The sequence below is a fragment of the Flavobacterium cupreum genome (assembly GCF_003996965.1).
In the GTDB taxonomy this organism is placed as follows: domain Bacteria; phylum Bacteroidota; class Bacteroidia; order Flavobacteriales; family Flavobacteriaceae; genus Flavobacterium; species Flavobacterium cupreum.
Map to the genome: position 1 here is coordinate 43776 of NZ_QWDM01000021.1, position 21282 is coordinate 65057.

General features: G+C 36.1%; 18 protein-coding genes. 8 read left to right on the forward strand and 10 right to left on the reverse strand.

Going from position 1 to position 21282, the window contains the following annotated elements; genetic code table 11:
- Positions 1–386 precede the first annotated feature (386 nt).
- Complete coding sequence (locus tag D0817_RS22805) at positions 387–632, forward strand: hypothetical protein (protein WP_127340656.1); 246 nt, start codon at positions 387–389, stop codon at positions 630–632.
- A gap of 579 nt (positions 633–1211) precedes the next feature.
- On the opposite strand, the gene D0817_RS22810 is transcribed toward D0817_RS22805, so the two are convergent.
- The 3 genes from D0817_RS22810 to D0817_RS22820 all read right to left on the reverse strand — a co-directional run bounded on the left by D0817_RS22810 (position 1212) and on the right by D0817_RS22820 (position 6143).
- Positions 1212–3320, reverse strand: coding sequence for a prolyl oligopeptidase family serine peptidase (locus D0817_RS22810; protein WP_127340657.1), 2109 nt, complete (start codon positions 3318–3320; stop codon positions 1212–1214).
- A 163-nt stretch (positions 3321–3483) separates the two neighbouring features.
- Entirely contained in the window at positions 3484–5691 is a 2208-nt protein-coding gene (locus tag D0817_RS22815; RefSeq protein WP_127340658.1) for a TonB-dependent receptor, read from the reverse strand.
- A 158-nt stretch (positions 5692–5849) separates the two neighbouring features.
- Entirely contained in the window at positions 5850–6143 is a 294-nt protein-coding gene (locus D0817_RS22820; protein ID WP_238160932.1) for a hypothetical protein, read from the reverse strand.
- Between the two features lie 253 nt (positions 6144–6396).
- Here D0817_RS22820 and D0817_RS22825 point away from each other — a divergent pair, with 253 nt between their 5' ends.
- Positions 6397–7134: a porin family protein gene (locus D0817_RS22825; RefSeq protein ID WP_306462226.1), complete on the forward strand. Its 738-nt coding sequence runs from the start codon at positions 6397–6399 to the stop codon at positions 7132–7134.
- Here D0817_RS22825 and D0817_RS22830 read toward each other — a convergent pair.
- Positions 7129–7734: a hypothetical protein gene (locus D0817_RS22830; protein WP_167470968.1), complete on the reverse strand. Its 606-nt coding sequence runs from the start codon at positions 7732–7734 to the stop codon at positions 7129–7131. The genes D0817_RS22825 and D0817_RS22830 overlap by 6 nt on opposite strands.
- Positions 7735–7920: 186 nt before the next feature.
- On the opposite strand from D0817_RS22830, the gene D0817_RS22835 reads away from it, so the two are divergent.
- The 5 genes from D0817_RS22835 to D0817_RS22855 all read left to right on the forward strand — a co-directional run bounded on the left by D0817_RS22835 (position 7921) and on the right by D0817_RS22855 (position 13167).
- Positions 7921–10389: a bifunctional UDP-N-acetylmuramoyl-tripeptide:D-alanyl-D-alanine ligase/alanine racemase gene (locus D0817_RS22835; RefSeq protein WP_127340660.1), complete on the forward strand. Its 2469-nt coding sequence runs from the start codon at positions 7921–7923 to the stop codon at positions 10387–10389.
- Positions 10390–10457: 68 nt separating this feature from the next.
- Entirely contained in the window at positions 10458–10838 is a 381-nt protein-coding gene (gene mscL, locus D0817_RS22840) for a large conductance mechanosensitive channel protein MscL (RefSeq protein ID WP_127340661.1), read from the forward strand.
- A 172-nt stretch (positions 10839–11010) separates the two neighbouring features.
- Entirely contained in the window at positions 11011–12000 is a 990-nt protein-coding gene (locus D0817_RS22845; protein WP_127340662.1) for an aspartate-semialdehyde dehydrogenase, read from the forward strand.
- Positions 12001–12150: 150 nt separating this feature from the next.
- A complete protein-coding gene (locus D0817_RS22850) occupies positions 12151–12672 on the forward strand; it encodes a DUF4303 domain-containing protein (RefSeq protein WP_127340663.1) in 522 nt (173 codons plus the stop codon).
- Between the two features lie 12 nt (positions 12673–12684).
- The gene (locus tag D0817_RS22855; protein WP_127340664.1) at positions 12685–13167 is read left to right on the forward strand and encodes a DUF7832 domain-containing protein; all 483 of its coding nucleotides are present in this window, start codon (positions 12685–12687) and stop codon (positions 13165–13167) included.
- A 112-nt stretch (positions 13168–13279) separates the two neighbouring features.
- Here D0817_RS22855 and D0817_RS22860 read toward each other — a convergent pair whose 3' ends face one another.
- The 4 genes from D0817_RS22860 to D0817_RS22875 form a co-directional block, all read right to left on the reverse strand.
- Positions 13280–13597 carry a 2Fe-2S iron-sulfur cluster-binding family protein gene (locus tag D0817_RS22860; protein WP_026982672.1) on the reverse strand — a complete coding sequence of 106 codons (318 nt, stop codon included), beginning with the start codon at positions 13595–13597 and terminating at the stop codon, positions 13280–13282.
- 57 nt (positions 13598–13654) lie between these two features.
- Complete coding sequence (locus D0817_RS22865) at positions 13655–14140, reverse strand: hypothetical protein (protein WP_127340665.1); 486 nt, start codon at positions 14138–14140, stop codon at positions 13655–13657.
- A 213-nt stretch (positions 14141–14353) separates the two neighbouring features.
- Positions 14354–14593: a NifU family protein gene (locus tag D0817_RS22870; protein ID WP_026982674.1), complete on the reverse strand. Its 240-nt coding sequence runs from the start codon at positions 14591–14593 to the stop codon at positions 14354–14356.
- A gap of 106 nt (positions 14594–14699) precedes the next feature.
- Positions 14700–15830: an Mrp/NBP35 family ATP-binding protein gene (locus tag D0817_RS22875; RefSeq protein WP_127340666.1), complete on the reverse strand. Its 1131-nt coding sequence runs from the start codon at positions 15828–15830 to the stop codon at positions 14700–14702.
- 413 nt (positions 15831–16243) lie between these two features.
- On the opposite strand from D0817_RS22875, the gene D0817_RS22880 reads away from it, so the two are divergent.
- Complete coding sequence (locus tag D0817_RS22880) at positions 16244–17857, forward strand: L,D-transpeptidase family protein (protein ID WP_127340667.1); 1614 nt, start codon at positions 16244–16246, stop codon at positions 17855–17857.
- 85 nt (positions 17858–17942) lie between these two features.
- On the opposite strand, the gene D0817_RS22885 is transcribed toward D0817_RS22880, so the two are convergent.
- Both D0817_RS22885 and D0817_RS22890 read right to left on the reverse strand, forming a co-directional pair.
- Complete coding sequence (locus tag D0817_RS22885; protein ID WP_127340668.1) at positions 17943–20372, reverse strand: ABC transporter permease; 2430 nt, start codon at positions 20370–20372, stop codon at positions 17943–17945.
- Positions 20373–20507: 135 nt separating this feature from the next.
- The gene (locus tag D0817_RS22890; protein WP_127340669.1) at positions 20508–21215 is read right to left on the reverse strand and encodes an ABC transporter ATP-binding protein; all 708 of its coding nucleotides are present in this window, start codon (positions 21213–21215) and stop codon (positions 20508–20510) included.
- Positions 21216–21282: the final 67 nt, after the last annotated feature.

A 21282-nucleotide genomic window follows, 5' to 3' on the forward strand; every position in this document is an offset into this window, starting at 1 on the left:
TTTTAGTTATTTCAAATTTAAAAAAGGTTTGCCACTAATGGCACGAATTTTCGCGAATTATTTAATTTGTATAGGAGTAAAAAAATCAGTTGCTAATGCATGAACTATTTTTTTCCGCAGATCTTGCAGATTCTGTTGGAAAAAAATCCGCTAAATCTGCAAAATCTGCGAGAGTAAATTATAATAAAAATTCAAAAAGAATAGCCACGAATTACGCTAATATCCAAGAATTAGATTCGCGATAATTCGTGCAATTCGTGGCAAAAAAAAATCATTTTAATCCTTAAATCTGTGGCTAAAAAAAACAGACTTAGTTTTACTTTTTAGGTAAAGTAGTGAATCCCTTATTGTAAAGCGTGAACGTCTGAATGTCTACATTTTCCTGAATGGTGGCAGCAACAGATTTCAAATTTAAGTATCGTTTGAAAAAGGTTTGCCACGAAGTGCACGAATTATTTTCACGCAGATTTAAGCAGATGTACAAAGATTTTACCGCAAAGCACGCAAAGTTTATGCATCAGCTTGGTTTGGTAAAAACAAAAGTTCGCAAAGCTGGTTCAATACAAAGCTTTGCGAACTTTGCATTTTCTGAAGATACTTTTATAGGTAAAACTTTGCGTGCTTTGCGGTAATATCAAAATAGTCCATCGCAAAAAAATAATGCAAAAAATAGCCACGAACTCACAAAAATAATTCGTGAATTCGTGGCAAAAAAAATCATTTTAATCCTTAAATCTGTGGCTAAAAAAAACAGACTTAGTTTTACTTTTTAGGTAAAGCCGTAAACCCCATATTGTAAAGCGTGAACGCCTGAATGTCTACATTTTCCTGAATGGTGGCAGTAACAGATTTCAAATTTAAAAATTGTTTGAAAAGGTTTGCCACGAATTTGCACGAATTATTTTCACGCAGATTTAAGCAGATGTACACAGATTTATTTTACCGCAAAGCACGCAAAGTTTTTGTAGCAGCTTGGTTTGGTAAAAACACAAGTTCGCAAAGCTGGTTCAATACAAAGCTTTGCGAACTTTGCATTTTCTGAAGATACTTTTATAGGTAAAACTTTGCGTGCTTTGCGGTAAAATCAAAGTAGTCCATCGCAAAAAAATAATGCAAAAAATAGCCACGAACTCACAAAAATAATTCGTGAATTCGTGGCAAAAAAATCATTTTAGTCCTTAAATCTGTGGCTAAAAAAAACAGATTTAGTTTTACTTTTTAGGTAAAGCCGTAAACCCCATATTGTAAAGCGTGAACGCCTGAATATCTACATTTTCCTGAATGGTGGCAGCAACAGATTTTCCTGCACCGTGTCCGGCTTTCACATCAATACGGATTAAAACAGGATTGTCTCCGGTTTGTTTTTCCTGTAATTCGGCAGCAAATTTAAAACTGTGCGCCGGAACAACGCGATCATCATGATCTCCTGTCGTTACCATAGTTGCCGGATACTGTACGCCTTTTTTAACGTTCTGAACTGGCGAGTATCCTTTTAGGTATTCGAACATTTCTTTGCTGTCCTGTGCAGTTCCGTAATCAAAAGCCCAACCCGCTCCGGCAGTAAAAGCATTGTAACGCAACATGTCCATAACTCCAACAGCCGGTAAAGCTACTTTCATCAAATCAGGACGCTGCGTCATCGTGGCACCTACTAATAAACCTCCGTTAGAACCTCCGCGAATGGCTAAGAAATCAGATGAAGTATATTTTTGGGCAATCAGATATTCTGCAGCAGCAATGAAATCATCAAATACATTTTGTTTTTTCAGCTTGGTTCCCGCATCATGCCATTTTTTCCCGTATTCGCCCCCGCCTCTTAAATTGGCAACAGCATATACACCGCCGTTTTCCATCCAGACTGCATTGGCAATACTGAAACCCGGCGTCAGGCTGATATTGAATCCGCCGTACCCATAAAGAATCGTTGGGTTTTTACCGTTTAATTTCAGTCCTTTTTTATAGGTAATAATCATCGGGATTTTTGTTCCGTCTTTAGAAGTGTAAAAAACCTGTTTTGATTCGTAATCCTCACTTTTGAAATCCACTACTGGCTTTTGATAAATTTCTGATTTCCCTGATTTAGGATCGAAAGAAAAGATAGTTCCCGGAGTCGTGTAGTTTGTAAAGCTGTAGTACAGCACCTTCTCTTCTTTTTTTCCTCCAAATCCTCCTGCAGTTCCAACAGCCGGAAGTTTGATTTCACGAACTAATTTTCCATCGTAGTCATATTGCAAAACCAATGAAACAGCATCTTTGGTATAATTCGCAAAGAAATATCCGGATCCCGTTGAAGGGGCCAAAACATTCTCGGTTTCTTTGATGAAATCTTTCCAGTTTTCCGGTTTTGGATTGCTTACGTCTACGGTAACAATGCGCTTGTTCGGTGCGCCTAAATCAGTATCAATAAACAGTTTACTGCCTACATTTTCGATAATCTGGTTGTCGCTGTTAAAATTGTCAACAATCGTAATAATCGGACTTTCCGGTTTGGATAAATCTTTAATGTATAATTCATTTCCGTATGTAGAATTGGCTGCCGAGATCACCAGATAGCGATCATCTTCCGTCACGTAACCACCTACATATCTTCTTTTTTGATCTGCTCCAAAAATTATTTTATCGTCTTTTTGAGCAGTTCCCAGTTTGTGGAAATACAATTTATGCTGATCTGTTTTGGCAGATAATTCGCTTCCTTTTGGTTTATCATAGCTGGAGTAATAAAAACCTTCATTTCCTAACCAGGAAACACCGCTGAATTTTACATCAACGATAGTATCTTCTAAAACTTTTTTCGAAACAGCATCAATGATAATCACTTTTCTCCAGTCGCTTCCGCCTTCTGAAATGGAATAAGCTGCTTTCGATCCGTCTTTAGAGAAATTTAAACCACCCAGTGAAGTCGTTCCGTCTTTCGAAAAAGTATTGGGATCCAGAAAGATTTCATCTTTACCCTTTTCACCTTTTCTGTAAATTACAGATTGGTTTTGAAGTCCGTTGTTTTTAGAATAATACGTAAACTTTCCTTCTTTAAAGGGGGCGCCTATTTTTTCGTAATTCCAAAGTTTTTCCATTCGTTTTTTAAGTTCTTCACGAAAGGGAATTTTATCCAGATAACCGTAAGTTACTTCATTTTCAGCTTTTACCCAGGCCCCGGTTTCTGCTGATTTGTCATCTTCAAGCCAGCGGTACGGATCATTTACTTTCGTATCAAAGTAAGTATCAATTGTTTCTCCTTTTTTGGTTTCGGGGTACTGAATTTTATTTTGTCCAAATGAAATTCCTGCGGTAGTAATAGCCATTATAAGAATTGTTTTTTTCATAGTTAAAGTTTATGGTTGTAACAAAAATAGCGTTTTTTGTGGGATGATTAAAAAATTAACCGCAAAGTACGCAAGGTGTTTTTCGCAAAGTTCGCAAAGTTTAAAATAAAGCTTTTGCGAACCTTGCGCTATTCCTTGACGCACTTTGCGGTTAAGACAAAAATTACAAGTTGAAGTTAACTCCTAACACAATGTTTCTTCCAATATTCGGAATACCGTCTGTTTTTAATCTGGAGAGATGTGCAATATATTTTTTATCGAATAAATTATTTCCATTCAGGTTAATATCGAAGGCCGTTTTACCTAGTTTAACCGTTCCTCCAAAACCTAAATTGACCAGTATATACCCTTTTGAGGCAGTTTCGAAACCACTCACGTTATCCTGATCAAAAGTAGACGAAACGTTTACGGATGCAAATCCTTCCTCTAACCAGTTTTTAATTTTGAATTCCGTTCTAAGCGTGTTATTCCAGTTATTAGCCGGAATTAAAGGTAAATAATCGTTATTGTCTTTTTTACCTGTCACGGTTTCAAAGCTGGTTTCAAAATGCAGCCAGTCTAACGGGTGCGGGTGAAAGTGAAAACCAACTTCACCACCGTATAGTTTGGCATTATCCTGAATATAGGCAAAAACATCATTGTCCTCTAAGGTTTGCCCTGTTGGGGAAGTGTAGATGTAATTGTTGATGTGATTGTAAAATCCGTTAATAAAAAACTCAAAATGCGAATTTTTGTATTCCAGGTTCAAATCTGTCTGAACGTTTTGCTCGGTTTTTAAGGCAGCGTTTCCAATTTCGTATCGGTTGGTGCCTTCGTGAACACCATTTGACGTTAATTCAGCTAAGTTGGGTGCCCGGAATCCCGTAGCAACATTCAGGCGAAGGGTTAGAGGTTCAGCCAGTTTGGTTTTGTAGCCTAATGAAGCATTAAAACTGTCAAAAGAGCGGTCTAAAGCCTGAAAATAACCTTCTTCGTCTACAATGCCATGCGCCTCAGAGCTCACGTTTCGGTTGTCAAAACGCAGTCCGGCCTGAATAACATTACTGTTCCATTCGTAATTTGCAGTTCCAAAAACCCCAAAATCATTGGTAGTCGCATCCGGAATCAAATATTCTTCTCCCGAATTGGTATTGGTCTGATGCATTCCCTGTACGCCAAGAATAGTTTCAATTTTACCAAATTTCGGAAAATGGTATTTTGCATTATAATTCAAAGTGTTCAGCTTCATGTGCAAAGACGCTGTATTGCTGTCTTCAAATTCACTTCGGTCATTAGAAATGTAACCTAAATCAACATCTAATTTCGAATTTTCGAAAAAGATCACGTTGTTTAAACTCAATAAATGATTGAAAATTCCCTGTCTTGGAAACTGTGTGTCTTTACTGGAAGACTGTTCCGCAATCCCGTCTTCGGGAATCCCGATGTCTAATTTATTGTAATTGTATCGTAATACACTTGAAAAAGTGGAGTTGCTGTAGCCGATTCCGGTTTTAAAATCCGTTTCGTTGTAACGCGAATTGGTTACGCGGTCTCCATCGGCAATTTTATAATCGGAGTGGGTATTGAAACTTCCGCGGGCTAAAAATTTCCAGTTGTCCGTAGACGTTTTCAGTCCAATCGAGGAATTGCTTCCTTGCGTATTAGTAAAGTATTTTTGACTGAAATTGGCTTTGAAAGTATTCGCATCGGCAAATTTTTCAGGGTTAAAGTATAAAACCCCACCCAAAGCATCCGATCCGTACAACAAGGAAGCAGGGCCTTTAATGACTTCAACGCTTTCGATTCCGGCATCATTTAATCCTAATCCGTGTTCGTCTCCAAACTGTTGATTTTCGATCCGCACACCTTGCGAATACACCAAAACACGATTCCCGCTTAGACCTCTGATTACGGGCTTCCCGATAGAAGTTCCCGTGGAAATCTGAGAAACCCCCGGAATGGTTGCCAAACCTTCTATTAAAGTTGAGGTTCCTTTTTGCTGTAATGTTTTGATACTTTCATGTTCTACTTTCATCACGTTTTGCGATTGCAGTTTATTGAAAGGCGTAGAGACAATTACTTCATCCATTTCAAAAATAGATTCAAGCAATGTAATGTCGAGCGTATTCTCTTTTACCAGTTTGGCAATTGTTTTGTTTTGCGTGGTGTAACCGACAAAAGTAAAAGAAAGGCGCAGATTTCCGTTTGGAAGATTGGTAAATTCATATTTTCCGTTGGCGTCAGTTGTGGTGCCTTTATGTAATTCCGGAGCATACACAGAAACTCCCGGCATAGGTTGATTTTGAAGATCGGATACGGTTCCTGAAACGGAATTTTGAGCTGAAAGCAGCCCTGAAAACCCTAAAATAAGGGCTAGTAGTAATTTTTTCATTTGAAAATGATGCTATAGTTAAATGGATTTTTCTTTTAAAATAAAACATCAAAACAATACTAAAGTCTGCCGATCCTGATATGGTCAGGATGGGGAAACCCAATGCTTTTTTGAAATGTAACTTAAAAGATTTTTGATTTTATTTCGATGTTTCGAAATTAAGCAACTATAGCGTTCGGGGGACCACGAAGTAAGTAAGCGCTTTCTGAAAATGGAAATATTTTTTCTGAAAGGGCAAAGAAATAAGGTATTTCTTTATGGAAAGTATGAAATTGAAATGAAAATTCTTCAGGAACGATATAGCTTCCAAAAGAAAAATGGCATACATAACAAAGATCATAATTATGGTGCTCATGTGTGATTTCTCCGCTTGGATCACTATAGTCGTGATGGCATTGTTTCTCGGAAAGTTGCTTTACAATATGCTCATAACTGTGTATGGACTGAAACAATATTGAGAACAATACTGTCAGAGCCAGAGAGACACTTAATAGGAGCTGCTTTTTCTTCATTGCTATGCAAAGGTATAAAAGACCAATCAAAAATGAATTGCTTTTTTTAAATTCTGTTGCTGATTTATTAAAACTTGCCGGGGAAATCGGTTTATTTTTACTGAAAAAGAGAATAATTGCTTTCTAATCCTTTCTTGAACGGGCATTATATTATATTTGTAAGTGAAATAAATCATCCTCAAAAAACGTTTACTTGAAAAACTCTTTAAAATCAAAATACGATATGAGATTACTTTTTAGCTGTTTCTTTTTAGTGTCGTTTTTTACTGTTTTTTCCCAGGAAGAAACAAAACCTAAAATAGAGCCAATCGTTAAAATCGATTCGTTGTACCGTGAAGATCAGTTTTACTTTTCCGTTACCTATAATCTTTTCGTCAATATACCTCCTGCACTGAAACAGGATAAATTCTCAGTGGGGCTTTCGGCCGGTTTTTTACGCGATATGCCCATTAACAAAAAAAGAACCCTTGCCATTGCTACAGGTCTTGGTTTGAGTTATCAGAACTTCTTTCAGAATTTTACGATTTCCAAAGACGGTCAGGGAAATCGGGTCTATGGTGTAAATGATTATAATGAGATTGTCTCAAACCGATACCGGCAATATTTGGTAGATCTTCCGGTAGAATTTCGCTGGAGAAGTTCCACTTATGAAAGTTATAAATTCTGGAGAATTTACGGAGGACTTAAATTTAGTTATGCATTTTCTACCAAATCTGCTGTAGATGATGGGGAAACGACTTATAAAATCAACAATAATCCCGACATAAATAAACTGCAGTACGGTACTTACCTGGCAGCGGGTTATAATACCTGGAATGTTTATATTTATTACGGATTAAATCCTTTATTTAAATCCTCAGTTAAAACGATTTCCGGACAAAATGTAAACATTCAGACCATCAATGCGGGTCTTATTTTCTATATCCTATAACCACAAAAACAGGAATAAAATCTGGGGAAGGGTTCCTGCCAAAAGACCAATAAGCAATTCTGTACTGGTATGGGCTCCCATTTCCAGCCGTGACGATGCTACTACACCCGTTAAGACTACCACTAAAGCGGTCCAAAACGGATTTTGCATCTGCAGGTGAATGTTTAGTCCGATAATAAAAACGGTAAGTCCGCTGATCGCCAGCATGTGAAGGCTTGCTTTTATTTTAAAAAGAGAAAGTACCAGTGCTACAATGGTACTGAATAAGGCGCCCAGGAAAAAGAAATGAAGCTCGGGATAACGTGTAATAATGATACTTCTTTTTACTAATAAAATGTATAAAAAACATTGTAAAATAAGCGGAATTCTGCGCTGTGAAGTTTCAGGAACCATCACCGATTTTATATGTCCGGTGGAGCGAAGTAACAGGAAAAACAATATCGGAACCAAAACGGTTATAATCAGGATTTGAAACAGAACATAATATTTTTCCCTGTTCGTAAAAATATCCTCTTTACAGTACAGATAAAACAAAGTGGCATACACCGATATAAAAATCGGATGAAGGATATAAGAGAAGAGAGGCAGTATTTTTTTCAAAACCGGGTAATTTGAGGTGTTAAACAAATATAATAAAATAAAGTTTTTTGCTGCTAATTTGATACGTTTTCAGAAATAAAATTATTCCAGGGGCACTTTTTTCGCCATAATCACTGCCTGTATTTTTAAGAAAATCACAACTCTTTTCTGTCTTTAATGTTTTAAATTTGACAAAAAGATTTTTAAATGAGCATAGACCTAAAAAACCTCATTCCTGTTCTTCAGGCCGAATGGATTGGTTTCAATACAGCTACTTTTGTAGATCACGTTTCGATCGACAGCCGTTCTTTACAAAACGGATCAAAAACTTTGTTTATTGCCCTGTCCGGCATAAACAATGATGCTCATTTGTATATTCCCGAACTTATTGAAAAAGGCGTTCAGAATTTCGTGGTGCAGTATATTCCTGAAAAAGCAAAGGGAAAAGCCAATTTCCTGCTAGTCGAAAATAGCCTGAGTGCCCTACAGCAATTTGCGGCGTATTACAGGGATTTATTTCATTTTCCTGTTATCGGACTAACCGGAAGCAACGGCAAAACGATCGTAAAGGAATGGCTTAATTTTCTGTTGAGCCCCGATTACAATATCATCCGAAGCCCTAAAAGTTACAACTCTCAGGTGGGAGTTCCCTTATCGGTAATTGCCATTAATGAAAAACATAATCTGGGTATCTTTGAAGCCGGAATTTCTATGGTCAATGAAATGGCCAATCTGGAGCAGATCATCCAACCGAATATTGGCGTTTTAACCAATATTGGCTCTGCCCACGATGAAGGGTTTCACAATCTGGAACAAAAAATAAACGAAAAACTCCAGCTTTTCAAAAGAGCAGCAGTAATTATCTATCAGAAAAATGAACTTGTCGATAGTTGTCTGGCTTCTTTTTCGAAAGAAAACCAATTAAAGGACAGGGTGCTTTTTTCGTGGAGTTTCAGCGATAAAACTGCGGATGTTTTTATTCTTAAAAAAGAAAGTAAAAACGACACCACCCGTATTCAGTATCAATATCAAAATGAAATTTTTAATTTAGAAATTCCTTTTCAGGATTCTGCTTCTATAGAAAATGCCGTTTCCTGTTTGTTGGTTTTGCTGTATTTCAAATACGACTCCCCAACGATTCAAAACCGAATGCAGCTGCTGTATCCGGTAGAAATGCGCCTTGAGGTAAAAAACGGAATTAATAATTGCAGTATTATTGACGACAGTTACAGTTCCGATTTTCAATCCCTCAAAATTGCTTTGGACTTTTTGGAAAGCCAGAAAAAGAACGCTTCTAAAACGGTTATCTTGTCGGATATTTTCCAGAGCGGATTTTCAAATGAAGAATTATATTCCAAAGTAGCACAGCTAATCGCAGACAATAAAGTAAACCGTATCATAGGAATAGGAAAGACGATTTCGTCCTTCGCAGATAAATTTTCAAATGCTGTCATGTTTCAGACCACAGCCGATTTTATCTCCGGTTTTGAAAGCCTGAATTTTGCCAATGAAACTATTCTGATTAAAGGGGCAAGGTCTTTTCAGTTTGAAGAGATTGTAACTTTACTCGAAGAGAAAACGCACGAAACGATTCTCGAAATCAATCTCAATTCCATCAGTCATAACCTGAATTTCTTTAAAGCCAAGCTAGCCTCCAAGGTGAAAATGATGGTAATGGTGAAAGCTTTTGGCTACGGGAACGGAGGTTTGGAAATTGCAAAATTATTAGAATATCACAAAGTAGATTATTTGGGCGTGGCTTTCGCCGACGAAGGAATTTCGCTCAAAAGTGGCGGCATCCAATTACCGATTATGGTTTTGAACCCGGAATCGACAAGCTTCCCGTCCATTATTCAATACCAGCTGGAACCTGAAATTTATAGCATAAAAGGATTAAATGCCTTTTTGAAAATCGCCCGCGAAAAAAACCTGAGAGATTTTCCAATCCATATCAAATTAGATACAGGGATGCACCGTTTGGGTTTTGAAGAAAATACGATCGGGGAATTAATTGCCACTTTAAAAGGAAATACAACCGTCAAAGTTCAGAGTGTTTTATCACATCTTGCGACAAGTGATGATATGAATCATTATGATTTTGTAATTTCCCAGATCCATTTATTTGAAAAATTATCTTCTGAGTTGATAACAGAATTAGGCATAAATCCGATCCGTCATATCCTCAATACATCCGGAATCAGCAATTTTCCGGAAGCCCAATATAATATGGTACGTCTTGGAATTGGTTTATACGGCGTTTCAAACGACCCAGTGGAACAGAAATATCTCGAAAATGTAGGAACCCTAAAATCGATTATTTCGCAGGTTCGTACCATTCCGGCAGGAGACAGCGTGGGTTATGGCCGTCGTTTTATGGCAGAGAAAGAAACAAAAATTGCAACCATCCCGATTGGTTATGCCGACGGCATTTCGAGATTGTGGGGAAATCAGGTGGGGTACATCAATATTAAAAACCAAAAAGCACCCATTGTGGGCAGTATCTGTATGGATATGCTGATGGTTGATGTAACTGAAATTGAGTGCAAAGAAGGAGATTCCGTTGTTATTTTCGGAGAAAATCCGACCGTAACGGAGATTGCAAACGCTTTGCAGACAATACCGTACGAGATCCTCACGAGTATTTCGCAACGGGTGAAGCGCGTTTTTTTCAGGTAGATTTCAGATATTTTAGAGAAAATTACGTATTTTCGATATCAATTAATTATTAAACTAAAGAGAGAATCATGGGAATATTTTCAGAATTTAAGGAATTTGCAATGAAAGGCAACGTAGTCGATTTGGCTGTCGGGGTTATAATTGGAGCTGCTTTTGGGAAAATTGTAAGCTCATTAATTGAGAATGTTATTACACCATTGTTACTGAAACCTGCATTAGATGCGGCCCATTTGTCTACTATAGAAGAGCTGACGGCATTTGGAGGGGTCAAGTACGGTTTGTTCCTTTCGGCAGTCATTAACTTTGTCATTGTTGCCTTTGTTTTATTCTTAATTATTAAAGGAATAAACAATCTTAAAAAGAAAGACGTTCCGCCACCGCCACCTGCTGGCCCGACTCAGGAAGAGTTATTGATCCAAATCAGAGATCTTTTGAAAAATAAACAATAATAAAATATACCGCTACACTAAGTCTAATTTAACCGTTCCTTAATTGGGACGGTTTTTTTACTTTTGTTTGTTTTGTAACATTTTGTTATTTTTTGTGAATCGCCTTGTTTTGATTTTTATTATGTATACTTTTGCATTGTAATTTAGATTAATTCATACTAAAAATATAAAAATGAGAATAGCGGTTGTAGGTGCCACTGGTATGGTTGGCGAAGTAATGCTGAAAGTTTTAGCGGAAAGAAATTTTCCCGTTACAGAATTGATTCCCGTTGCTTCTGAGAGGTCAGTTGGAAAAGAAATTGAATATAAAGGTCAAAAATATAAAGTTGTAGGATTGCAAACCGCTGTAGATATGAAAGCCGATATTGCGGTTTTTTCTGCAGGAGGAGAGACTTCATTGGAGTGGGCACCAAAATTTGCAGCTGCGGGAACTACAGTAATCGATAATTCTTCTGCGTGGAGAATGGATCCGACCAAAAAACTGATTGTTCCTGAAATCAATGCATCAATATTAACAAAGGAAGATAAAATTATTGCCAATCCAAACTGTTCTACGATTCAGATGGTACTGGCATTGGCGCCTTTGCACAAAAAATACAACATCAGAAGAATTATTGTTTCTACGTACCAGTCGATCACCGGAACAGGCGTAAAAGCGGTAAGACAATTAGAAAATGAGTACGCAGGAATTCAGGGAGAAATGGCGTATAAATATCCTATTCACAGAAATGCGATTCCACATTGCGACAGTTTTGAAGACAACGGCTACACGAAAGAAGAAATGAAATTAGTTCGTGAAACTCAAAAAATCCTTGGCGATAATACGATCAGAGTTACGGCCACTGCGGTACGCGTACCGGTTGTGGGAGGTCACAGTGAGGCTGTAAACGTGGAGTTCACCAATGATTTTGATGTAAACGAAGTGCGCGAAATTTTACACCACACCGATGGCGTAACCGTTCAGGATAATTTAGACACCTTTACCTACCCAATGCCTTTGTATGCTGAAGGTAAAAATGATGTTTTTGTGGGTAGAATCCGTCGTGACGAAAGCCAGGAAAACACCTTAAACATGTGGATTGTTGCCGATAACCTTAGAAAAGGTGCCGCGACAAACACGATTCAAATCGCTGAATATTTAATTCAGGCAGGTTTGGTGTAAAACCGGAGATTAAAGAAAATTGTTATAAAGAGAAAACCGTAATTGCAGGAATGTGATTGCGGTTTTTTTGTTTTTATACAGTGTCTTATTTTGTTAGTTTTATGTCTGAATAAGGTTAATTAAAACCGGTTTTTTAATTAGTTTTGCCTCATGGAGAAACTAAAAATAAAGGAGCAAGTAATTAGTTTTACTATTAAAGCAGTGAGTAAATTTTTAAAGAATAATCCTGAACTTGAGTTTTATGCTTTTGCTTATGATTGCAATGCTGAATATGCAGAGCTGAATTTATGTTTTAATACATTATCAGACTTCGATAAAACTCTGGAGTATTATCAAAATGGGAAGTTTGGTCAAAATTATAGATCTGATGAAGAAATAAGAGATTTGAAATATAATACAGGAGATTGGGAGTATCAATGTTTTGAAAGCATGAATGTTTTATCAGATGAAGAACTGAATGATATATTTGCTGGTTTTCCTGATGATGATTACAAATCGTGGAATGAATTTGTAGAAAGTTTAAGAGAATTGTTTTGTGAATGTCTATTGGAGTTTAGAAGTACAAAAACTTTTGAAAATATTCCGAAAAGTAAAGGCTTTATTTCTTTTTGCATAGATCATGATGAGAATTTGGAAATAGCACTGGAAAGATTGAAAAGAATTAAATTATAATAGATTAAAAACATGGCAAAGTACGATGATTCCTCCTGGCATTACGGAGGAGATTACCCAGATGATTTACCTCAAGAAAATGCGTCAACTCATATAGGCATGTTTTTAACCTGGTGTATAGATAATAATCTTTTGTCTGAGGAGCAATTGGAAGATTCCGAGGAGGATATTAGTGCGGTAAAAAACAGAGAGCTTACGGGAGCTGAATTTTTAATCAACAATTGCGACGAAAAACTTACCGATTACGATCTTAATGATTTAGGAAATGAATTTGCCAAAGTCTATTATGCCGAAGAAGAATCAGATTTCGCTAAAACTTATGGGGGCTACAATGATGATTATGCAAATCATTTTGATGACATGGCAGAAAGGAAGGATTTTGAATATGAATCTATTTATGAGGTAGAAAATACCTGGGAGAATTACAATTCATTTAAGCCGGTGATAGATAAACGGTATAATCAATGGAAAGAGTACAAAGATTCGGAAAAATAAAAACTTCATACATTTAAAACCTGTCGGGTTTAAATGCATAAAAAATTCCAAATTCGAATAGTACACTCAGTACTATTGGAATTTGGAATTTTAAAATATTGGAATTTAGTATTTAATATTCCGGTGCCAGTTCTAATTCCAGCCCTTCTAATTCTGTTGTAATTGGGATCTGACAGCCTAAGCGGCTATTAGATTTAACATAAAATGCTTCCGACAGCATGGCTTCTTCTTCATCTCCCATTTCCGGCAATGCAACATCATTCAGAACATAACACTGGCAGGAAGCACACATTGCCATTCCGCCGCAGGTTCCTTCAACAGGAAGTTCGTATGCTTTGCATAACTCCATTATATTCATTGCCATATCAGTTGGAGCCTGTAATTCGTGAATAACTCCTTCTCGATCTTTAATCTTTATTAATACATCCATTTTAATTGTTGGAATTTTTTTTGGGATCTGAAAACGTGAACAAACCCTTTATCTTTATTAACTGTTAGGTTTTAAACTAAAAGCATATTCTCTTCTGTCGTTATCTTTTAAATGCATTTTTACACCAAGCATCGTTCCTTCTTTTTGCAACAATGTCACTACCGCAATTACGGAGTAATAATCTTTGTCAGACTGAAAAATTAAAGTCCCTTCATAAGTTGAATTGACCACTCCTTGTTTATCTGTTGTTACAGAAAGTTTTCTTGGGTGTGCAAATTCAGCTGCGCTATACGTTGCTTTATTCGCAAATTTCGCTTTGCCTTCGCAGAAATCATATAAAAAATCGTAATTACCAATTCTCAATGATCCTTCTTCTGCACTTGGATTTGTCGAAAATACAATTTGTCCTGCATAAGTAAAATCAGACCACTCCTCAGACTCATTTACCCAGGCTTTATCAACCACAAGGGTTTTGGAACTTTGTTGTGCGTAGTTCGCAGAAACAAAAAATAATATTAAAAATAAAGTGTAAAAATTTTTCATAGATCATGGCTTAAGGGTTCTGTCACAAATTTAAGTTAATTCTGTAACAATAAGGCAATATAATCTCTTAAAACTTTATATTATTTTTTATTAAAATCGCAAAAACAAGCATTTTTTTGAATCCTTTTTTTGATTTTATACCTAAAAACACCTTAAGGCCTATTATTCTTGTTAATTCTACTGCGTAGAAACATGCACAAAAAATACTTTTTATTACATGATATTTACTACAGTTTCAATCTGCGGTGCATATTTTTTTATAGTGGTTTCAACGCCCGCTTTCAATGTCATCTGGTTTACACTACAGCTAATACATGCCCCTTCAAGACGAACTTTTACATGTTTGTCATCGTCAATAGAAATGAGTGTAATGTCTCCTCCGTCAGAATTTAAAAAAGGTCTGATTTCGTCCAGAGCCAGTAATACGTTGCTTGTTAATTCTTCTGTTGTCATAATATTTTGATGTGTCAATTAGAGAATTAGAGAATTAGAAAATGTGTTATCTGTGAAATTTAAATTTTCAAAACAGCATTATCTAATTATCCAATTATCTCATTATCTAATTTTTTTTAACTGCTGAACAACCTGCCATAGTTGTAATTTTAATGGCTTCGGTAGCGGGTAAGCTATCATTTCTGTTTACTACTTCCTGTACCACATTTCGCGTAATTTCTTCAAAAACAGTTTCAATTACTGAAGCTGTCTGCAAAGCTGCCGGGCGGCCATAATCTCCCGCTTCACGAATAGACTGTACAATTGGCACTTCTCCAAGAAAAGGTACATCTAAATCTTCGGCCAGGTTTTTGGCCCCTTCTTGTCCAAAGATGTAATATTTATTGTCAGGTAATTCTTCAGGTGTAAAGTACGCCATATTTTCTATGATCCCCAAAACAGGAACATTGATGTTGTCCTGCATAAACATGGCAACCCCTTTTTTGGCATCAGCAAGCGCTACAGCCTGAGGTGTACTTACGACTACTGCTCCTGTAATTGGTAACGATTGCATGATCGAAAGGTGTATGTCTCCTGTCCCCGGAGGTAAATCGATTAACATAAAATCCAATTCTCCCCAGTCTGCATCAAAAATCATTTGGTTTAATGCTTTTGAAGCCATTGGACCTCTCCAGATAACGGCCTGACTCGGAGCGGTAAAGAATCCGATAGAAAGTATTTTTATTTCGTAGCTCTCCACCGGTTTCATTTTCGATTTTCCGTCAACGGTAATAGAAATTGGTTTTTCATTCTCAACATCAAACATAATTGGCATTGATGGACCGTAAATATCAGCATCAAGAATACCCACTGCAAATCCCATTTTTGCCAGTGTTACCGCAAGATTGGCCGTAACAGTAGACTTTCCTACACCACCCTTACCGGAAGCAACGGCGATTATATTTTTAATTCCCGGAATTGCACGACCTTTAATTTCGTTTTTCTCAGGAGTTTCAACTTTAATATTTACTTTAATTTTTGCTTCAGGAGACACCAGTTCGTGAATGGTTTTCCTGATATCGTCTTCTGCTCTTTTTTTAATGTGCATAGCAGGAGTGTGAAGTACTAAATCTACCACCACTTCATCACCAAAAGTAATTACATTGGCAACAGCGCCACTTTCAACCATATTTTTTCCTTCTCCGGCTATAGTAATTGTTTCTAGAGCTTTAAGAATTTCTTTTCTGTCTAATTTCATTTTAACGTTGTATTTTTCTATTGAGTGAAAGTAATTTAAAAACTCTTTTTATTTAAACTGATTTCAGACTGCAAAGATAACGGATTATGTTCGGATTTTAACTTTTTTACATTGGATTTGTTGATATTGAGATTATTCAAAATTATGGGTACCAAAGTTCTCTTCCATTGTGTTTGAGGAAAAAAAGCTTTATTTGCTTTGCTGTATGCAACGTATTTTACATTAAAAACATATGAATTTTATTACAATTTTAACCTTGAACCAGAAGTAATTTCAGAAATGTTCTTTATCTTTGAATTACCTCAAATTTCAATTTTTCATCGTTTAGAAAAAACAGGCAAAAGTTATGATGACTGCGCCATAAGCCTGCTAATTTTATGTGAGTTTATTTATCAATCTAAATAAATAAAATTATGCGAAATTTTATTCCCTTTAAATTCATGATTGCCATTGGCATTTGTTGTTTTTCTTTCACTTCGGCTGAAGCCATCGAAAGTACATCTAATAAAACTTTTGAAAAGTCATTTGCCATTACCAATTGTGCCACAACAGTTACATTGGATAGTGTTTCTGTGAATCAGTTTTTTAAAAAATATTCGAAATTAAAAAAATACAAAAACGATGTTTTGGATATTTATAAAAACCGGCGGTTTAAATCAATATGGTACGATCAAAAAAACATCACTGAATTTGGTCATTTGCTGTATCAAAAGGTAAATGTTTTAAAGGAGCAGGGAATCGAAAAGGAAATGCCTTATAAAGACGATATAGATGAAGTTTTTAATGAAAGTTCGGCTGAAAAACCTTCTCAGACCGAAACAGAATTGCTGCTTACCAACATGTATGTTTTTTATGCCAGTAATGTGTATTCGGGCGTTGATCCGGCAACTTTAAAGAAAATCGGATGGTTTTTGCCGGCCAAAACAATTTCGTATGTCAAAATATTAGATTCGCTTATAGTAGATTCAAACCGGTTAGATGAAGATGATAATCTGTTATTCAGTCAGTATTACAAACTTCAGTCAGCCTTAAAAAAATACCGAAAAATGGAGACTGATAATTTGTGGAAGCCCATTACAATTGACCCTGCAACTTACAAAGACCTAAAACCTTTTGATATATCGAATACGATTAAGGATATAAGACAGCGTTTATTTGTAACAGGTGATCTGGCACAGGATTCTAAAAGTGATGTTTATGACGAAGAACTCATGGCTGGCGTTCTGAATTACAAGAAAAGATATGGCCTGAAGCTGAATTATACCTTAACCAAAGAACATATCGATCAGCTGAATGAGCCGATTTCAAAAAGAATAAAAACCATCATGCTCAATATGGAGCGCTGCAGATGGATACCGGCGAAACTCGCAAAAGCAGATGAATACATTATGGTCAATATTCCTTCGTTCCGGCTGATTTATGTCAAAGACGGGAAATATGATTTTACATCAGATATTTTTGTGGGTACAAGAATGACCGAAACGGTTATTTTTAGCGGCAATATGGATCGAATTGTTTTTAGTCCGTATTGGTATGTGCCGAAAAGTATCATTCAAAATGAATTAAAACTGCAGATGGCCAGTGACAAAAATTACCTCGCAGACCACAATATGGAATGGAACAGGGGGCTTGTCCGACAAAAACCGGGGCCCAAAAATTCTCTCGGACTGGTTAAATTTATGTTTCCGAACCCCAATGATATTTACCTGCATGATACACCCGCAAAAAGTTTGTTCGACTTCGAAAAACGTACATTTAGTCATGGCTGTATCAACGTAAAAGAAGCAAAAGGACTGGCACTTGCCATTTTGAAAAATGATCCCGACTGGCCGGCAGATAAAATTGATAAAGCAATGAATGGCGAAAAAGAAACCACTTGCATGCTTAAAAAGAAAATCCCGATTTATATCGGCTATTTTACTTCCTGGGTAAATGATCAGGGTGAAATTAGTTTTTTTCCTGACGTTTACGGACGCGATGAAAGCCTTGATCAGCTACTATATTCAGATTCAGGTACTGTGAAGTAAAGTCGCAGTCGCAGTGTTCAGTCCCAGTTCTAACGGACATTGAGACTGAACACTGCGGCTGAATACTGCGACTGAAAACTAAAAACTATTCGTATTTCAAATACCTCAGGATGTCTATTTTAGTGACCTGATACGCTTTGGTTAAAACAATTATCAGCGTCAAAACCAGCAAAGAAACTAATGCAATACTGAACGGAACAATCGAAACCCCGATTCTGAAAGCGAAATCTTCGAGCCATTTCTGCAATAAAATGTAAGCCGGAACAACGCCAATTGCAAAACCAATGAAACAAAAAACAATATATTGTTTTGAAAGTTCTTTGAGCAAAACATCAGTTTCTGCACCCAGCGTTTTCCGGATCGCGATTTCTTTCAATCGTCTTTCCATAGAAAAAGAAGCCAAAGCAAACAATCCAAAAACGGCGATGATAATGACAACCAAATTTAAGATGAAAAACAAATCCTTTTGTTTTACCTGTTCCTGATACGTTTTAGCAAATCCTTTGTTTACAAATTCATAATCAAAAGGATAATCCGGATTTACATTTTTCGCCCAATAAGCATTTAATTTAGTTAAGGTTTCGCTTAAATTATTTGGAGAAACTTTTACATACATATGTTGGAAATTATTCCATTTTAAAGTCTTCATATTAATAAATACCATTGGCGGAACCTTATTTTGAAGCCCGGTAATGTGAAAATCCTGAACAACTCCTACTACTTTAAACCTTAAATTTTCCTTTTCATCATTTCCCCAACCAGAAGTTATAACCGTATTTATAGGGTCTTTAAGATTTAATTTTTTCGCAAGCGTTTCATTTATTAACCAGTTGTCAATAGTATCTGAGGCAAATTTTGGCGATAAATTGCGACCCTTGACCATTTTAATTTTCATCATTTCCAGAAAACCAAAATCCATTTCTACATTTCGGGGCTGTACAAAAACGCCATTATGGGTAAATCCTGAGCTCGAATTAGTACTATTGCCAAAAGTTCCGGCAAATGTTGAAACTTCCTGAACCCCGGATATTTTTGAAATTTCTTGTTTAGTAGTATAATACTTTTGTGCTTTTGTATTTTCTTGCTGATAATTAAACGCAATTCGTATAACCTGATTTCCGCTAAAGCCAAGATCTTTATTCATCATGTAATTCACCTGATTATTGACAATCAAAGCACCAATAATAAAAAATGCAGCAATGCCAAACTGAAAAATAAGCATTGAATTTCGAATCCAGATACCGCTTTTACTTCTCGAGAAATTTCCTTTTAAGACTTTAAGTGTTTCAAAATTTGAGATATAAATGGCTGGGAAAATACCTGCAAGAACGATTACTAATCCAAAAATAAAAATAAGCTGCAGGTAAAATTCGCCACCATTGAGAGTTAATGTCTTTTGCAAAAAACTATTGTAATAAGGCAATGAAAGTTCGACAATTGCTAAAGCAAACAGGATAGCTGTAGTTACAAGTATGGCTGTTTCAAATATAAATTGAGCAATAATTTGTTTTTTGGTAGCGCCTACGATCTTGCGAACGCCAACTTCTTTGGCGCGTTTTATAGCAGATGCAGTTGCAAGATTGATGTAATTAACAAGAGATAAAGCCAAAATTAAAATTGATAAACCTACCATTATATAAAGCAATTGCAAATTTCCCTTTCCTTCGGGAAGATTGTTTCCACTTGTTTTTGTTCCGTGTAAACGAGCTGTTTTCAACTGATCTATTATGACAATAGTCTGACCATATTCCTTTATGAAATCTTTCAATGACTTGCCACTTGATTTTGCTTCTTTTAAAGTTCGGTTAATATAATCAACATTCTGCATTTTTTTTAAAACAACAGCAGGATCAGCTCCTTTTTTGATTTTAATAAATAATCCAAAGCTAAAATTCCCCCATTCATCTCCAGATTCAGGGCGTCTAATACCACTAAAAACATAATTTGGTTCAAAAGATGAAGGTCGTGAAATGCGATATATGGACTTTACCACATAAGACTCGTTATTATAGGTAATCGATTTACCAATTGGGTCTTCATTTCTAAAAAGCAAATCCGCCTGCTCTTCTGAAATAGCAACACTAAATTTTTCTTTTAATATATCTTTTCTTGCACCTTTTAATATTTCAAAAGGGAAAATATCAAAAAAGCCATTATCAGAAACCATTATTTTTTTATCAAATAATTTCTTGTTTCCAAATTTAACAACATCTCCATTGTACCAAACATTCATGAAAGATATTGTTTCAATTTCAGGGATTGTAGCTTTACAAGTTTCCCCAAACGGAATGGAGTTCGTGGCCCAAATATCGCCAGTCATTCCTATTTGGTTAAGTACCTGAAAGGAATTTTCCTTTTCCGGATTCCATTGATCGTATGCATTTTCATTATTCCAATATAAAATAGCGAAAATAATACCGGCAATTCCAATGCTTAGCCCTGAGATATTTAAAAAGGAAAACAATTTGTTTTGCTTTAAATGATAAATAAATATTTTAAACCAGTTTCGGATCATCTTTTTATTTCTTTAAAATTAGTTCGGTCAAAGTCGGGGCAGTAACCTTGTTTTTAGTTTCGATAGTCATTATTTTGCAAACAAATCCTACCAGAATTAAGATTGCAGTTACAATAAATTTGATCATTTTAATTGTTATTTAGTGTCCATAAAAACATCCACATTTCTCTGGTTGAAACGTTCAGAGAAGATTACCCCGTCTTTCATATGAATCGTTTTTTGCGAAAACGAAGCATCATAATCAGAGTGAGTCACCATCAGGATTGTTGCACCTTTAGCGTGCAAATCGGTTAAAAGTTCCATTACTTCATTACCGTTTTTACTGTCCAGGTTTCCTGTTGGCTCATCGGCAAGAATAATTTTGGGATCGTTGACCAAGGCTCTTGCTACTGCAACCCTTTGTTGTTGCCCTCCCGAAAGTTGTTGCGGAAAGTGTTTTAAACGGTGTGAGATATTTAATTTTTCGGCAATCGCTTCAATTCTATGTTTTCGCTCTGATGATTTGACATTGTTGTACAGCAACGGCAATTCGATATTATCATACACCGAAAGCTCATCGATCAGGTTGAAATTCTGAAAAATAAACCCGATGTTTTCTTTACGGACACGTGCTCTTCCTTTCTCCTTTAAGCCAATCATTTCCTCCTCCAGTAATTTATAACTTCCGTCGGTTGCGCTGTCTAATAGCCCGATTATATTTAGTAAAGTCGATTTTCCACAGCCCGAAGGCCCCATAATCGTTAAAAAATCACCCTTTTTAATTTCTAAGTTAATTCCGTTTAAGGCAGCTGTTTCTACTTCTTCGGTTCTGAAAACTTTGGTTAAATTTTGAATGGTTATCATATTTTTAAAGTATTAGGTGTTGTTGATTTATTTTTTGATTGATTGATGATTGAAACTTTTATTAATT

Excerpts from the sequence above, each read along its gene's own strand:
- D0817_RS22815 (WP_127340658.1), bottom strand. The coding sequence starts at position 5,691 with ATGAAAAAATTACTACTAGCCCTTATTTTAGGGTTTTCAGGGCTGCTT.
- D0817_RS22865 (WP_127340665.1), bottom strand. The coding sequence starts at position 14,140 with ATGAAAAATTTTTACACTTTATTTTTAATATTATTTTTTGTTTCTGCG.
- D0817_RS22835 (WP_127340660.1), top strand. The coding sequence starts at position 7,921 with ATGAGCATAGACCTAAAAAACCTCATTCCTGTTCTTCAGGCCGAATGG.
- mscL (WP_127340661.1), top strand. The coding sequence starts at position 10,458 with ATGGGAATATTTTCAGAATTTAAGGAATTTGCAATGAAAGGCAACGTA.
- D0817_RS22880 (WP_127340667.1), top strand. The coding sequence starts at position 16,244 with ATGCGAAATTTTATTCCCTTTAAATTCATGATTGCCATTGGCATTTGT.
- D0817_RS22810 (WP_127340657.1), bottom strand. The coding sequence starts at position 3,320 with ATGAAAAAAACAATTCTTATAATGGCTATTACTACCGCAGGAATTTCA.
- D0817_RS22845 (WP_127340662.1), top strand. The coding sequence starts at position 11,011 with ATGAGAATAGCGGTTGTAGGTGCCACTGGTATGGTTGGCGAAGTAATG.
- D0817_RS22890 (WP_127340669.1), bottom strand. The coding sequence starts at position 21,215 with ATGATAACCATTCAAAATTTAACCAAAGTTTTCAGAACCGAAGAAGTA.
- D0817_RS22875 (WP_127340666.1), bottom strand. The coding sequence starts at position 15,830 with ATGAAATTAGACAGAAAAGAAATTCTTAAAGCTCTAGAAACAATTACT.
- D0817_RS22860 (WP_026982672.1), bottom strand. The coding sequence starts at position 13,597 with ATGGATGTATTAATAAAGATTAAAGATCGAGAAGGAGTTATTCACGAA.
- D0817_RS22855 (WP_127340664.1), top strand. The coding sequence starts at position 12,685 with ATGGCAAAGTACGATGATTCCTCCTGGCATTACGGAGGAGATTACCCA.
- D0817_RS22885 (WP_127340668.1), bottom strand. The coding sequence starts at position 20,372 with ATGATCCGAAACTGGTTTAAAATATTTATTTATCATTTAAAGCAAAAC.
- D0817_RS22805 (WP_127340656.1), top strand. The coding sequence starts at position 387 with ATGGTGGCAGCAACAGATTTCAAATTTAAGTATCGTTTGAAAAAGGTT.
- D0817_RS22850 (WP_127340663.1), top strand. The coding sequence starts at position 12,151 with ATGGAGAAACTAAAAATAAAGGAGCAAGTAATTAGTTTTACTATTAAA.
- D0817_RS22870 (WP_026982674.1), bottom strand. The coding sequence starts at position 14,593 with ATGACAACAGAAGAATTAACAAGCAACGTATTACTGGCTCTGGACGAA.